Origin of the sequence: Halorussus marinus (assembly GCF_004521895.1) — an archaeon.
GTDB lineage: Archaea > Halobacteriota > Halobacteria > Halobacteriales > Haladaptataceae > Halorussus > Halorussus marinus.
Genome location: NZ_SBIR01000002.1, coordinates 310,702 through 323,383, shown reverse-complemented (window position 1 = coordinate 323,383; position 12,682 = coordinate 310,702). Strand labels below are relative to the sequence as shown.

Annotated in this window: 17 protein-coding genes; 9 read left to right on the top strand and 8 right to left on the bottom strand. The window is 70.8% G+C overall.

From position 1 onward, the window contains the following. Positions 1 to 155: 155 nt before the first annotated feature. The 3 genes from EPL04_RS18610 (at position 156) to EPL04_RS18605 (ending at position 2,177) form a co-directional block, all read left to right on the top strand. The gene (locus tag EPL04_RS18610) at positions 156 to 305 is read left to right on the top strand and encodes a hypothetical protein (RefSeq protein ID WP_167599404.1); all 150 of its coding nucleotides are present in this window, start codon (positions 156 to 158) and stop codon (positions 303 to 305) included. Between the two features lie 112 nt (positions 306 to 417). Beyond that, positions 418 to 1,827: a DUF402 domain-containing protein gene (locus EPL04_RS03935; protein WP_134669611.1), complete on the top strand. Its 1,410-nt coding sequence runs from the start codon at positions 418 to 420 to the stop codon at positions 1,825 to 1,827. 173 nt (positions 1,828 to 2,000) lie between these two features. Continuing rightward, complete coding sequence (locus EPL04_RS18605) at positions 2,001 to 2,177, top strand: hypothetical protein (protein WP_167599403.1); 177 nt, start codon at positions 2,001 to 2,003, stop codon at positions 2,175 to 2,177. A gap of 95 nt (positions 2,178 to 2,272) precedes the next feature. Here the strand turns inward: EPL04_RS18605 and EPL04_RS03930 are convergent, their stop codons facing one another. After that, a complete protein-coding gene (locus EPL04_RS03930; protein WP_134669609.1) occupies positions 2,273 to 2,635 on the bottom strand; it encodes a NifU family protein in 363 nt (120 codons plus the stop codon). 106 nt (positions 2,636 to 2,741) lie between these two features. On the opposite strand from EPL04_RS03930, the gene EPL04_RS03925 reads away from it, so the two are divergent. Next, positions 2,742 to 3,482, top strand: coding sequence for a class I SAM-dependent methyltransferase (locus EPL04_RS03925; RefSeq protein ID WP_134669607.1), 741 nt, complete (start codon positions 2,742 to 2,744; stop codon positions 3,480 to 3,482). Positions 3,483 to 3,503: 21 nt separating this feature from the next. Here EPL04_RS03925 and hisE read toward each other — a convergent pair whose 3' ends face one another. From hisE to EPL04_RS03905, 4 genes are all read right to left on the bottom strand, one after another. Next, a complete protein-coding gene (gene hisE, locus EPL04_RS03920) occupies positions 3,504 to 3,809 on the bottom strand; it encodes a phosphoribosyl-ATP diphosphatase (RefSeq protein WP_134669605.1) in 306 nt (101 codons plus the stop codon). Further along, positions 3,806 to 4,258, bottom strand: coding sequence for a bifunctional nuclease family protein (locus EPL04_RS03915; RefSeq protein WP_134669603.1), 453 nt, complete (start codon positions 4,256 to 4,258; stop codon positions 3,806 to 3,808). The genes hisE and EPL04_RS03915 overlap by 4 nt, the downstream gene beginning before the upstream one ends. A 36-nt stretch (positions 4,259 to 4,294) precedes the next feature. Continuing rightward, positions 4,295 to 4,909, bottom strand: coding sequence for a pyridoxal 5'-phosphate synthase glutaminase subunit PdxT (gene pdxT, locus EPL04_RS03910; protein ID WP_134669601.1), 615 nt, complete (start codon positions 4,907 to 4,909; stop codon positions 4,295 to 4,297). A 69-nt stretch (positions 4,910 to 4,978) separates the two neighbouring features. Beyond that, positions 4,979 to 5,143 carry a preprotein translocase subunit Sec61beta gene (locus EPL04_RS03905; RefSeq protein ID WP_134669599.1) on the bottom strand — a complete coding sequence of 55 codons (165 nt, stop codon included), beginning with the start codon at positions 5,141 to 5,143 and terminating at the stop codon, positions 4,979 to 4,981. A gap of 110 nt (positions 5,144 to 5,253) precedes the next feature. On the opposite strand from EPL04_RS03905, the gene EPL04_RS03900 reads away from it, so the two are divergent. Beyond that, positions 5,254 to 5,520, top strand: coding sequence for a thioredoxin family protein (locus EPL04_RS03900; protein ID WP_134669597.1), 267 nt, complete (start codon positions 5,254 to 5,256; stop codon positions 5,518 to 5,520). Positions 5,521 to 5,586: 66 nt separating this feature from the next. Here EPL04_RS03900 and EPL04_RS03895 read toward each other — a convergent pair whose 3' ends face one another. Next, positions 5,587 to 6,606: an AIR synthase family protein gene (locus EPL04_RS03895; protein ID WP_134669595.1), complete on the bottom strand. Its 1,020-nt coding sequence runs from the start codon at positions 6,604 to 6,606 to the stop codon at positions 5,587 to 5,589. Positions 6,607 to 6,718: 112 nt separating this feature from the next. On the opposite strand from EPL04_RS03895, the gene EPL04_RS03890 reads away from it, so the two are divergent. From EPL04_RS03890 to nucS, 3 genes are all read left to right on the top strand, one after another. Further along, a complete protein-coding gene (locus tag EPL04_RS03890) occupies positions 6,719 to 7,093 on the top strand; it encodes a winged helix-turn-helix transcriptional regulator (RefSeq protein ID WP_134669593.1) in 375 nt (124 codons plus the stop codon). An 89-nt stretch (positions 7,094 to 7,182) separates the two neighbouring features. After that, positions 7,183 to 7,707: a DUF6735 family protein gene (locus EPL04_RS03885; protein ID WP_134669591.1), complete on the top strand. Its 525-nt coding sequence runs from the start codon at positions 7,183 to 7,185 to the stop codon at positions 7,705 to 7,707. Positions 7,708 to 7,782: 75 nt separating this feature from the next. Continuing rightward, a complete protein-coding gene (gene nucS / locus EPL04_RS03880; RefSeq protein ID WP_134669589.1) occupies positions 7,783 to 8,541 on the top strand; it encodes an endonuclease NucS in 759 nt (252 codons plus the stop codon). 14 nt (positions 8,542 to 8,555) lie between these two features. Here nucS and mutS read toward each other — a convergent pair whose 3' ends face one another. Further along, positions 8,556 to 11,147: a DNA mismatch repair protein MutS gene (mutS, locus tag EPL04_RS03875; RefSeq protein WP_134669587.1), complete on the bottom strand. Its 2,592-nt coding sequence runs from the start codon at positions 11,145 to 11,147 to the stop codon at positions 8,556 to 8,558. Positions 11,148 to 11,292: 145 nt separating this feature from the next. On the opposite strand from mutS, the gene EPL04_RS03870 reads away from it, so the two are divergent. Then, positions 11,293 to 11,646 (top strand): thioredoxin family protein, encoded by a 354-nt coding sequence (locus tag EPL04_RS03870; RefSeq protein ID WP_245154519.1) that lies wholly within the window; start codon positions 11,293 to 11,295, stop codon positions 11,644 to 11,646. A gap of 15 nt (positions 11,647 to 11,661) precedes the next feature. Here EPL04_RS03870 and EPL04_RS03865 read toward each other — a convergent pair whose 3' ends face one another. Next, a complete protein-coding gene (locus EPL04_RS03865; protein WP_134669584.1) occupies positions 11,662 to 12,678 on the bottom strand; it encodes an AbrB/MazE/SpoVT family DNA-binding domain-containing protein in 1,017 nt (338 codons plus the stop codon). Between the last annotated feature and the right edge of the window lie 4 nt (positions 12,679 to 12,682).

Sequence of the window (12,682 nt, the reverse complement as noted above, 5' to 3'; positions counted from 1 at the left end):
GTTTCGTAACCCAACAGTAATTATCTGGCCCCCGCGGACGCCTAGTATTCCTTGATCGTGACTATATACCATATATTATGGTAGGGCGAGCCTTATCACTCGGGACCGGCCATCGATCGGTAACGATGTCGTACCGAAGTCACAGTCGAGGTATCATGTACACGGCCCCGCCGGGCGAGGAGACGAACGACCGAGAGACCGCGACCGACGAGCCAGAGACCCCCGACGAACCGACCCCCGAAATCGACCACGAGGCGACCGCCACCGAGGCGAACTGGACCGGGAACGTCGCCGCCGACGACTGACGGGGTCGGACCGACTCGCCGCCGACGCGACTCTTTGTACGCCCGCGACCGCCAGCGTGACCTCCCTCGCCGAATCGTCAGACCGATAGTGGCCCCGCCCGAGCGTTCGGCCATGAGCAGGGTCCGCATTCGGGGCATCTACGCCACCGCGCTCACCGAGCGCCTCCGGGACGGGTTCGACGTGGTCCAGGCGTCACCGCCGATCCGCGACCGATTCGACGCCGCGTTCCCGGCCGAGCCGGCCGACGCCGACGTGGAGACGACCGACGACCGCCAAGGTGTCGGCGTCGTCGGCGACCCGGAGACGGTCGCGGCGATCGCCGACTCGATCTCGGACGGCCGCGACGCCTTTCGGTGGGACGACCCCGCCCCGCGGGGCGCGGTGTTCGACGGCGAGGTGACCGACGCGCTCGGCGGCGGCGCGGTCGTCGACCTCGGGGAGCGGGAGGGCTATCTCCCGTACGGCAACGTCGACCGGCGGGTCGACGAGGGCGACCGGGTGCGCGTGCAGGTCCACGAGCCCGTTCCGCCGTGGGCCGACCACCGACCGGGGCTCGGGACGACGATCCGGACTTTCGGTGGCGTCGCTTCGCTCTCGCGGGACGTCGACAGCGTGGTCGCGGCCGGCGACGAGGCGACCCGGACCGAACTCGCCCGGACCACCGAGATGCTCCCGACCGACCCGCCCGACGAGTGGGGCGTCCGGTGGGAGCACGCCGCGGCCGACGCCGACCTCGACGCGATGGACGCGGCGCTCGCGGCGGCGCTCGAACGCGCCGAGGCGCTCGACGACGCGCTCGCGGGGGCGTCCGACCCCGAGTCGGGCGCCGTGGGCAGGCTCGGGGCGCCCGCGGCGACCGAGTGGACGTGGTTCGGCCGCGAGTCGCGGTTCGACCTCGACGCCGACCGGCGGGCGGTCGCGACCACCATGCCCGGCCACCACCGCGTCAAGGCCGCCCGGGAGTCGGCCAGCGCGGCGGTCGACTTCGTCGAGGACATCGGCGGCGTGGGCGGGGAGTTCCCGACCGGCGCGACCCTCCGGCAGTTCGGGCCGGCCGAGGGCGATCGGGTGAAGATCCGCCACGGCAAGCCCGACGGCCGGTGCTTCTCGCTCGGGACCGGCGAGGTCACCGACTGCACCCCCGACGAGGGGAAGGTGACGGTCCGCCGGGAGCTGTCTGGCGCCAGCGGGGTCTACGACGCGCTCGGCACGCCCCGCGACCCCGGCGACGTGGCGATCACGAAGTTCCGCGAGGGTCGGTGGTGGTACCCGACCGCCTACCGGAGCGCGGACGGCGACTCGAAGGGCACCTACGTCAACGTCTGTACGCCCGTCGAGCTGTTCCCCGGGGCCGCCCGGTACGTCGACCTCCACGTCGACGTGGTGCGCCAGCCCGACGGCGAGGTCCGGCGGGTCGACGACGACGAACTCGACGACGCGGTCGCCGACGGCGACGTCTCCGAGGCGCTCGCGGGGAAGGCCCGGAGCGTGGCCGCGAGCGTCGAGTCGGCGCTGAAATAGCGAACGGCGTCTTCCGATCGTGCTCGGTTGGGTCCCCTAGCTCCCCAACGTGACCGAACCACCCCGAGCGAGCGGATCACGCGACGACCGGAGCGACGTGCCGGTTCGAACTGGCCGGTCGCTGGACGACGCCGACCGAAGCCTGTAAACGCCGATCGCGTCTCTCGACGGTAATGAAAGACGACAGACTGAAAGACGTTCTGCTGATGACGATCGCCATCCAGCTCTCGGTTATCGGCACGGCGCCTGCGGACGATTCGCTGGTGCCGCTGTTCTTCGTCGGCGTGTTGCTCACGCTCGTCGTGGTCCTCAGAGAGTCGGCTCGCCGCGCCGGAGAGTACTTCTCCTGATACGCGAGCCACTCGGATTCGACAGAGCCACCACGAGAGCAGAGCCGGGTGCAGTGTTTTCGATCGAGGTTCCCGAACGAGCCCAACCGCTCGTCTCAGATGAAGTCGCTACTCGGCGAGCCCTCGCCCCGACCGCCGCGCCCGCCCTCGTTGCGGTCGATCCCCATCACGCTCTCGGGCTGGTCGATGTCCCAGTCGCCGGTGCCGTCGTCGGCGACCCGGACGGTCACGTCCTCGACCTCCTCGAAGTCGGCCGCGAGATCGAGTTTGATGTTCTGGGCGGTCCGCGGGCTGATCGCACACCCCGAGCACGCGCCGCCGAGTTCGACGACGACCTCGCCCGACTCGGGATCGGCCTTCTGGACCGCGCTCTCGCCCCCGTGCATGCTGATGATGGGCATCTGGCCGGTGAGCCACCGCTCGACTCGGGTCTGCAGCGAGTCGTCGTCTTCGGTCATGGCTACTCGTAGGGGTCGCAGGGATGGTAGGGTTTTGGGTTCGTCACTCGGCCGGCGTCAAAACTGGTATCACTCGGGGCGTCGTGCTCGACACGAGTGAGATCGCGTGACGGACGAACGAGACGCCGCGGCGGAGTCGAGCGACCACGGGCCGTTTCACACCGAGCGCGCCGTCGACCTCTACGCCGATCGGATGGCCGACGCGGCGCTGTTTTCCCAGGAGCGGACGGCGGTCGAGCGGTACTTCACCGAGCCGGGCGGGTCGGTGCTCGACGTCGGGTGTGGCGCCGGCCGAGTCGCCTCGCTTCTCGCCGATCGGGGATTCGACGCGACCGGCGTCGACGTCAGCAGGCCGCTGGTGGCCGACGCGAGCGACCGCCGGCCGGACCTCGACTTCCAGCTCGCGGACGTCCGGACCCTTCCCTTCGAGTCGGCGACGTTCGACTACGCCGTGTTCTCGTTCTACGGACTCGACTACGTCCTCCCTCGGGCCGAGCGCCTCGCGGCGCTTCGCGAGCTCTACCGGGTCCTGAATCCCGCCGGCGTGCTGGTGTTTTCCTCGCACAACAGCTGGCATCCGTTCGTCCCGCTCTCCGGGCGCGATCTGTTGCAGGCGCTGAAAGACGTGTGGGACCTCTATCTCCGTCCGAAGAACCGCGACCGGCTTCTCTCGCGGTACAAGGTCGAGAGCGTCCCGCTCGGCGAGGTCGAGATCTACCTGTCGAACCCGATCCACCAGTGGCTCCAGCTCCGCAAGTGCGGGTTCACGCCGCTCGACGTGGTGGGCCGTCACGACGACGTGCGGCGGTTCTTCGAGCGAGACCCCCACTACGTCGCGAAGAAGTAGCCGGCCGACTGAGCGGCCGTCTCATCGCCGCTCGCGCAGTTCCGCCCGCAGGTCGGCGACGTCCATGTCCTTCATCGACAGCAACACCAGCAGGTGGTAGACGATGTCGGCGCTCTCGTGGGCGATCTCCTCGCGGTCGTCGTCTTTCGCGGCCAGCAGGAGCTCGCTCGACTCCTCGCCGAGCTTCTCCAGCACCGCGTTCTCGCCTTTCTCGTGGCGGAACAGCGAGGCCGTGTAGGAGTCCTCCGGGAGCGTCTCCTTGCGGTCTTCGATGACCGCGAACAGTTCGTCTATGATCTCGCCGGTGGTGTCGGCGTCCCGGCTCACAGCCCCACCTCCGAGACCTCGTGGAGTTCGCGAAGTTCGTCGAACTCCTCGGGGTCGCGCCGGCCCGACTCGAACACCTCGGGGGCGACCTCGACGGGGGCGTTGGTGCGGGCCGCCAGCGCGAGCGAGTCGCTCGGCCGGGCGTCGATGACCGTCTCGCCCCGCGGGGTGTCGACGTGGAGGTCCGCGATGTAGGTGCCCTCCTCCAGCGACGTGACCGCGATGCGGGTGACCCGCCCGCCGAGTTCCTCGACCACGTCGAGCAACAGGTCGTGGGTCAGCGGACGGCCGATGTCCTCGGCCTCCATCCCGCGGGCGATGCTGACGGCCTCGTCGAAGCCGATGAAGATGGGGAGCACGTCGTCCTCGCCGTCGGGGGCGAGCACGACGACCGGAACCGGGCCGTCGCCGGTCATGGCGACCCGGACCGCGTCGATGTCGGCGTCCATGTGTCCGCCGACGGGGGCCAGCAAGAAAAGTCTGCCCTACTCGCCGGCGGGCGCCGACGCTCGGTCGGTCTCCTCGAAGAACGCCAGCCCGTGGAGCCGCGAATCGGGGGTGAGTTCGGGGTGGAAGGAGGTGGCGACCACCGGGCCGTCCCGGACCGCGACCGGGTGGCCGTCCCACTCGGCCAGCACCTCGGCACCTTCGCCGACCTCGCCGATGCGGGGCGCGCGGATGAACACCGCCGGGAAGGGGTCGTCGAGCCCCTTCACGTCGAGGGGCGCCTCGAAGCTGTCTTTCTGGCGGCCGAACGCGTTGCGCTCGACGGTCACGTCCGCGATCCCGAGGTTGTCGACCCGGTCGTCGCCCGCGTCGGTCGCGGCCACGATGAGCCCCGCGCAGGTCGCCAGCACGGGCTTGCCCGCCTCGGCGTGGTCGACGATCTCGGTCGCGATCCCCTCCGAGTGCAACAGTCGGGAGATGGCGGTCGATTCGCCGCCGGGGAGCAACAGTAGATCGCAGTCTGGCACCGTTCCGGCGGTCCTGATCTCGGTCACCGCTACCTCGCGGCCGTGGGCCCGGCCCGCCCGGCCGATCGCGTCTGCGTGTTCGGTCACGTCGCCCTGCACGGCGATGACGCCGGCGTGGAGAGTCATAGCGGGAGCTACGAAGTCGGGAAGCAAAAAGCGTCCGTCTCGGATCGACCTCCGAGCGGCGTCGGCGCCTTACAGGCCCATGACGTTGATGACCTTGATGAAGACGCCGAAGAGGACGCCGAACGCGACGATGGTCTTGGGGTCGATGCGGATGGCGTTTCGGTCCTCGGCGTCGAAGTACCGGACGAGTCCCGCGCTCGACATCAGCCCGCCCGAGTTCTGGCCACTGCTCATGTGCGGTCGTCCGGCCGCCGGTCGCGTAAACCTTTCGTTGCGCTTCCGGCAAGTCGGGGGTGGTGGGAAACCCTTATGCGCGCGGCGCAGGTAGGTCGGGTCGACTACAGATGACTGTCACCCTGAAGGACTTTTACGCGGACTGGTGTGGCCCGTGCAAGACCCAAGACCCGATCCTCGAAGAGATGGAGGCCGACTGGGGCGACGTCGAGTTCGAGAAGATCGACGTCGACGAACACCAGGACGTCGCCAACGAGTATCAGGTTCGGTCGATCCCGACCATCGTGGTCGAAAACGACGACGGGGTCGTCGAGCGGTTCGTCGGCGTCACCCAGCGCGACGAACTCGAAGAGGCGCTTCAGGAAGCCGGCGCCTGATCGGGCCGATCCGGTTTCCGACTCGGTTTTCCGGACGCGAGTGCTCGGTAGCGCCGCCTCTCGGGCTCACTCCAGTCCGACCGTCTCGGCGTACTCCTCGAACACCGCCCACGAGGGGTCCGACTCCGGGGGTTCGACGCGCTCGCCGTCGACGTACGCGCCCTCGCCGTCGCGCACCGCCCCGATCTCGGCGGTCGGGATCCCCTCGTCGTCGAGCGCCGCCAGCACCGCGTCGACGCCCGACGGGTCGACCGATACCACCAGCGTGCCCTCGCTGGTCGCGGCCCACGGGTCGATCTCGAAGAACTCGCAGGCGGCCTCGACCCCGGGGAGCGACGGGACCGCCGACGACTCGACGTCGAGTCGGACCCCGCCCGCTCGGGCCACCTCGACCAGCGCGCCTCGGAGGCCGCCCTCGGTGGCGTCGTGCATCGCGGTGACCGGCCCGGCCGCCGCGGCGGTCAGCGCGTCCCGCACCGGGCTCATGTCGTAGAAGCGCTCTTTGGCGTCCGCGATCGTCGACGCCGGGAGGTCGACGGCGTCCTCGAACAGCGTCACCAGAAAGCCCGCGACCTCGACGCCCGGGCCCTTGGTGACCAGCAGGCGGTCGCCCGGGGTCGCGCCGTCGGGGCGCACGAGGTCGTCGTGGTCGCCGACCGCGAGCGCGGTCGCGCCCCCGACCCACGGGTACTGACACCCGCCGTAGCGGGCGGTGTGGCCCGTCACGATGCTGACGCCCAGTTCGGTGGCCTCGCGGTCGAACGTCTCCCACACCGTCTCGAACTCCGCGTCGGTCATCTCGGGCGGCAGGGTGAACGTGACCGCCAGATGCGAGGGCGCGATTCCCGACACCGCCGCGTCCGAGAGCGCGACGTGGACCGCGAACCACGCCGCCTTCTCGAAGCCGAGCGCGGGGGTCAGCGAGAGCGGATCGCTGGCCACCACGACCGCCCGCCCGCCGACGTCGAGCACGCCGAAGTCGACGCCGTGTCGCGGCCCGAGGCGCACGTCCGGCCGGTCGGCTCCGAGCCGCGGGTAGATCTGTTCGTCGAAGAACGCTCGGTCGACCTTGCCGAGGTCGGTCATTACCGATCGTTGGGGGCTCGCGACCAAATCCGTGGCGGTTCCCCGACCAGTTACTATCGGTAACTAGATTGAACGAGGTAAGTATTTGTGGCGCGATCGCGTTGGCCCCGCCATGAGCGACGCCGACCAACCGCTCTCGGTGTGGTGTGCGGGGGAGGATTGGTGTGCGGTCACCGCGACAGCGACCATCCTCGGCAAGAAGTGGCACCCCGTGGTGATCCACCGCCTGCTCGACGGCGGCCCGATGGGGTTCAACGAACTCAAAGACGACGTCGACGGCGTCTCCAGCAAGGTGCTCTCGGACAGCCTCGACGACCTCGAATCGAAGGGGCTGGTCGACCGGGAGATCGTGAGCGAAAAGCCCGTCCGGGTGTCGTACTCGCTGACCGACCGCGGGGAGTCGCTTCGGCCGGTCATCTCCGCGATGGCCGAGTGGGGCGCCGAGCACCTCGCGGCCGCAGAGACCAAAGACGGCGCCGTCTCGTAGATCGGCGCCCGGACCGCGGCGCCGCGCTCGCCGACGCCGCGCGCCCGGTCCGTACCCTTTTGTCCGAAGCCGCGGCCACCTCCCCTCGAATGGGACACCGCGCGCTCCTCGCGTACCGCCGCGACGACGACTCGGCCGGCGATCCGACCTACGACCTCCACCGCTCGCAGTGGGGCGGCGCCGACTTCGCGCTCGCCCGCCACGTCTCGGCCGAGACGCCGTTCGCCGCCGACACCGCGTTCGCGGTCGACCCCAACCCGATTGGGACCGGCCTCGGGTTCGAGACGGTCGTCGCCGACCGCCTCGATTTCCTCGGCTACGAGGCGTTCTACCGCGTCGACGCCGGCTTCGAGGTCGCGCCGTTCCACGTCCTCTGGTTCGGCCTCGAATCCGACGCCGACGGCGTCGAGCGAAGCGAGACGGTCGGCCACGGCGCGCTGGTCGCGGCCCGGCCGCCCCACGACGACTTCCTGCCGGGCTGGTTCCGGGGGACGAAGGCCGCGGTCGGGGACGCCTTCGACTGCGGCGCCGTCGCGCGCGAGGACGCGCTCGCGTACCTCTCGGCCCGGGTCCGCTCGCGGGCCGGCGACCGGGAGGTGATCCTGCCCGAGTGAGCCCGCGCCCGAGACCGCCGTCGCTTCGCCGGCGGACGCGGGGCGCTTTAGTGGCTCGGTCGCCTATCCGGGAGCGTGACTCTCGCAGACGGCGACGCCCCGGACGCAGACCCCGCCGACGCCGACGCGCTCGTCCGCCCCGACCCCGAGACCGCCCGCCGGCGGATCGCGGCCGGGATCGACGACGGCGCGATGATCACCGTCTTCGGCCGGTGTACGGTCGACTACGAGGGCCGGGCCGCGAGTAGCCTCGGCCCCGGCGACCGGCTGGTGGTGCTCAAGCCGGACGGCACCGCGCTGGTCCACACCGACGAAGGCCAGAAGCCGATCAACTGGCAGCCGCCGGGATGTACCCACGAAGCCGCCGTCGCGGACGGCGACCTCCGGATCGCGAGCCGCCGGTCGTCGCCCGACGAGGAACTGGTCGTCGCGTTCGAGTCGGTCGAGCAGGTCGCGACCTTCGACGTCGCCGACCCCGCCGACCGGTCGCTCACCGGGACCGAGGAGGACCTCCGCCAGCGGATCCTCGACGACCCGAAGCTGGTCGAGGACGGGTTCACGCCGCTGGCCACCGAGCGCGAGACCCCCGCCGGGGCGGTCGACATCTACGGCGAGGACCGGGCCGGCGCGACCGTCGTGGTCGAACTCAAGCGCAAGCGGGTCGGCCCGGACGCCGCGGGCCAGCTCTCGCGGTACGTCGAGGCGCTGGGTCGCGAACTCCACGCCGACGCCGAGGTCCGCGGCATCCTCGTCGCGCCCTCGGTGACCGACCGGGCGCGCGGCCTGCTGGCCGAGGAGGGACTGGAGTTCGTCTCGCTCGGCCCGCCCGAGTGACCCTGCCGGCCGGGTCACTCGACCTCGTCTTTGAGTTCGGCGAGCGCGTTCATCGCCTCCAGCGGCGTCATCGTCGCCACGTCGAGCTCCCGGAGGCGGGCCGCGAGCGCGTCCTTCGGGCCGTCGGCGACGACCTCGGGGGCCGGTTCCGGGCTGGAGGCGTCGGGGTCGCCGGCGCGGTCGGTCCCCCCGCGGTCGGCGTCGAGCAGTTCCGTCGAGCGCGCCACCACTTCGTCGGGGACACCGGCCTCCCGGGCGACCTGCACGCCGTAGGAGGCGGTGGCCGCGCCCCGCCGGACCTCGTGGTCGAACGCGACCTCGCCGGCGGTCTGGTCGGCGGCGAAGTGGAGGTTGAAGGCGTTCGGGAGTTCGGCGGCGGTCTCGGTCAGCTCGTGGTGGTGGGTCGCAAACAGCGTCAGCGCGCCGATCTCGTCGTGGACGTGTTCGGTGACCGCGCGGGCGATCGCGAGCCCGTCGGTGGTGCTAGTGCCCCGTCCGACCTCGTCGAGCAAGACCAGCGAGTCCGCGGTCGCGCTCCGGAGGATCGAGGCCAGTTCGGTCATCTCGACCATGAACGTCGACCGGCCGCCCGCGATGTCGTCGCTCGCGCCCACCCGGGTGAACACCCGATCGACCGGCTCGATCCGGGCGCTCGCCGCCGGCACGAAGCTCCCGGTCTGGGCTAACACCGTGACGAGCGCGACCTGTCGCATGTACGTCGACTTCCCCGACATGTTCGGGCCGGTCACGACCGCGAACGACCGCTCGGAGTCGAGGCGCGTGTCGTTGGGGACGAACGACTGCTGGGTGCGCTCGACCACTGGGTGGCGCCCACCCTCGATCTCGATCCCGTCGCCGCCGATCTCGGGTCGGACGTAGTCGCGGGTGGCCGCCACCTCGCCGAGGGCGGCGAGCACGTCGAGTTCGGCCAGTGCCGCCGCGACCGCCTGCACGCGCTCGGACTCGGCGGCGACCGCCGACCGGACCTCCCGGAACAGCTCGTGTTCGAGGTCGTCGGCCCGGCTCTCGGCCCGGAGGATCTCGTCCTCGCGCTCCTTGAGCTCGGGCGTGTAGAACCGCTCGGAGTTTTTGAGCGTCTGGCGTCGGGTGTAGTCGTCGGGCACCGAATCGAGGTTGGCGTTGGTCACCTCGATGTAGTAGCCGTGGACCGAGTTGTGGCCTACCTTCAGCGAGTCGATGCCGGTCCGCTCGCGCTCCTGGGCCTCGAGGTCGTCGATCCACGCTTTCCCCTCGCGCTCGGTCTCGCGCAGTCGGGCCAGCTCCGCGTCGTACTCGGGGTTTATGACCTCGCCTTCGGTTATCTCGCGGGCGGGATCGGGCCTGATGGCGTCGTCGATCAGCGCCCGGACGTCTTCGAGTTCGTCGAGGTCGGCTCGGAGCGCGGCGAGCGTCTCCGAGTCGAACCCCGACAGCGTCTCCCTGAGATCGGGCACCGCGTCGAGGGTGTCTTTCAGCGACCGCAGGTCCCGGGCGTCGGCTCGCCCCCGCGAGATCCGGGCGATGAGCCGCTCGATGTCGTAGACGTCCCGGAGCGTCTCGCGGGCCGCCTCGCGCTCGCGGACGTTGCGGGTCCACTCCTCGACCGCGTCGAGGCGCGCCTCGATCCGGTCGGGGTCGACCAGCGGCCGCCGGAGCCAGTCTTTGAGCTCCCGGCTTCCCATCGCACACGAGGTCTCGTCGAGGACGCCGAGCAGGGTCACCTCCGCGTCGCCGTGGACCGTCCGGCGCTCGAACAGCTCCAGACTGGAGAGAGCGACCCGATCGAGCAGCATGTACTCGCGGGGCTCGTAGCGGGTGAGGTGGTTGATGTAATCGAGCCGGTCGTCCTGCCCGCTCCTGGCGTACTCGGCGTACGCCAACAGCGCGCCGCAGGCCCGGACCTCGGCGTCGGCGGCCAGCCGGGCGTCGGGCGAGCCGAAGTACGTCGCGACCGTCTCGGCGGCCGCCCCGGGCTCGAACGCCCCGGCGTCGTACGGCGACACCATGCAGTCGGCGTCGAAGGGGTCGGCCTCGACCCCGGGCTCGACGACCGCCTCGGCCGGCGCGAACCGGCTCACCTCGTCGGCGATCGTCGTCTCCCGGCGCGCGCTGGTCGCGTAGAAGTCGCCGGTCGAGACGTCGAGCAGCGCGAGCCCGAACCGATCGGGGTCCTCGGTCAGGCAGGCGACGAAGTTGTTGTCGTCGGTCGCAAGCAGTTCGTCTTCGGTCAGCGTGCCGGGCGTGACGATCCGGGTCACCGCCCGGTCGACCACGCCGGTGGTCTCGTCGGGGTCCTGAACCTGATCGGCGACCGCGACCCGGTAGCCGGCGTCCAGCAGCGTCTCGATGTACGACTCGGCGTTGTCGATGGGGATGCCCGCCATCGGGTAGGTGCCGGTCGAGTCCTCGCGCTGGGTCAGGGTGATCTCGAGCAGTCGGGCGGTCGCCTCCGCCGCCTCGCAGAACGTCTCGTAGAAGTCCCCCACCTGAAACAGCACGAGCGAGTCGTCGTACCGCTCGCAGAGCGCCCGGTACTGGCTCAGCATCGGCGTCAGCTCCTCGCCGCGGTCGGCCATCTTCTCGGGTACCCCCAGCGCCGCGTCCATGGGCGAGTTTCAGGGGGCGGAGGCCGAAATACCCCTCGGAACCGATCGGCGACGAGCGCGCCGTCCCCGGGTGGACGTGTCGCCGTCGAGTTCGTCGATCCGCCCCGACGGAAGCCCTAACGGTCCCCGGCCCCTACGGACGGGCGTGCAAGAGACAACCGACCCCGAGCCCGACACGCCCGTCCGGCTCGACGACGGCGACGACCTCGCGGCGTTCGTGGCCGACCACGACCTCGCGCTGGTGGACTTCTACACGAAGGGGTGTCCCCTCTGTCAGGCCATCGAACCGGTCGTGGGCAACGTCGCCCGCGCGACCGACGCCGCGGTCGGACTGCTCAACCCCCGCGAGGACCTCGATCTGATCGAGACCTACGACGTGCGAAGCGTCCCGACGCTCCTGCTGTTCGCCGACGGCGAGCCGGTCGACCGACTCGTCGACGGCTTCCAGGAGACCGAGGCGGTCGTCGACTTCGTCGAGCGCCGGGGCCGCGTCGACTGACGGCGGTCGTCGCGATCACTCGCCGTTTCGGATCGCCGACCGGACGGCGATCTCGGCGATCTCGCCGCCGCTCTCGGCGGTCGCGGCGAGTCCGTCGAGCACCCCGTTCAGGCGGTGGGCCTCGGCGGGCGACCGCTCGAACAGCGCGCGGTCGACCGCCTCGACGGCCGCGACCGTCTCCTCGCGGCGATCGAGCACCCGGTGGGCGATGTCGGTCCCACAGTCGTCGAGCACGGCGTCGCTTGCGTCCTCGACGACGCGTCTGGCGTCCGCGGCGAGCGACTCGACCTCGGGCACGGTCGCGTCGGGGACGGGCTCGTCGAGCCGGTCGGCGACCGCTCCGATTTCGACGGCGGCGTCGGCGACCCGCCGGAGCTGGCGGGCGGTCCGGTAGTACTCGAACAGCGTCGTCCGGCCGACGCCGAGCCGGTCGAGCTCGGCGAAATCGGTCAGCGACCGATTGAAGTGGCGCGTGATCATCTCGAACAGCCGGTCGACCTCCGCCGCCCTCGCGTCGAGCCCGTCGACGGAGGCGTCGGCGATTACCGCCTCGGTCGCGGTCCGGTGGACCGCGAGCGCCGCGAACTGGAGCTGGACCAGCGACTGCCTGACCGACACGTCCGCGGAGTCGAGCAGATTTCGGATCGCGATTCGGTCGGCGCCGGCCTCGATGACCTCGGCGCCGACCAGCGTCCGCGCGAGCGAGTCGGCCGTCCGGCGCTGTGCCGGCGTGAACGAGTCGGTCGGGACGAGCTCGATCTCCTCGAATCCGGCGGCGTAGGCGGCCTCGACCGCCCGTTCGATCGACTCGTCGCTCTCGCCGTCGACCTCGAGGCGCGTCGCGGCCAGCTCCCCGCCGTCCCTCTCGGAGCTCCGGACGACCAGCGAGCCGTCGCCGTGGGCGTAGAGGTGGATCTGTGCGCCGGCCTCCAGCCCCTGCTCGCGCGCCCACTCTTTGGGGACCGAGACGGTGTAGGTCGAGCCGCCGACCTTCTGGAGCTTCCGGGTCCGGACCCCCGCGTCGGTGTCCACGCGG

Coding starts and splice junctions, on each gene's coding strand:
- EPL04_RS18610 (WP_167599404.1), top strand. CDS start 156: ATGTACACGGCCCCGCCGGGCGAGGAGACGAACGACCGAGAGACCGCG.
- EPL04_RS03935 (WP_134669611.1), top strand. CDS start 418: ATGAGCAGGGTCCGCATTCGGGGCATCTACGCCACCGCGCTCACCGAG.
- EPL04_RS18605 (WP_167599403.1), top strand. CDS start 2,001: ATGAAAGACGACAGACTGAAAGACGTTCTGCTGATGACGATCGCCATC.
- EPL04_RS03930 (WP_134669609.1), bottom strand. CDS start 2,635: ATGACCGAAGACGACGACTCGCTGCAGACCCGAGTCGAGCGGTGGCTC.
- EPL04_RS03915 (WP_134669603.1), bottom strand. CDS start 4,258: ATGGACGCCGACATCGACGCGGTCCGGGTCGCCATGACCGGCGACGGC.
- pdxT (WP_134669601.1), bottom strand. CDS start 4,909: ATGACTCTCCACGCCGGCGTCATCGCCGTGCAGGGCGACGTGACCGAA.
- EPL04_RS03905 (WP_134669599.1), bottom strand. CDS start 5,143: ATGAGCAGTGGCCAGAACTCGGGCGGGCTGATGTCGAGCGCGGGACTC.
- EPL04_RS03900 (WP_134669597.1), top strand. CDS start 5,254: ATGACTGTCACCCTGAAGGACTTTTACGCGGACTGGTGTGGCCCGTGC.
- EPL04_RS03895 (WP_134669595.1), bottom strand. CDS start 6,606: ATGACCGACCTCGGCAAGGTCGACCGAGCGTTCTTCGACGAACAGATC.
- EPL04_RS03890 (WP_134669593.1), top strand. CDS start 6,719: ATGAGCGACGCCGACCAACCGCTCTCGGTGTGGTGTGCGGGGGAGGAT.
- EPL04_RS03885 (WP_134669591.1), top strand. CDS start 7,183: ATGGGACACCGCGCGCTCCTCGCGTACCGCCGCGACGACGACTCGGCC.
- mutS (WP_134669587.1), bottom strand. CDS start 11,147: ATGGACGCGGCGCTGGGGGTACCCGAGAAGATGGCCGACCGCGGCGAG.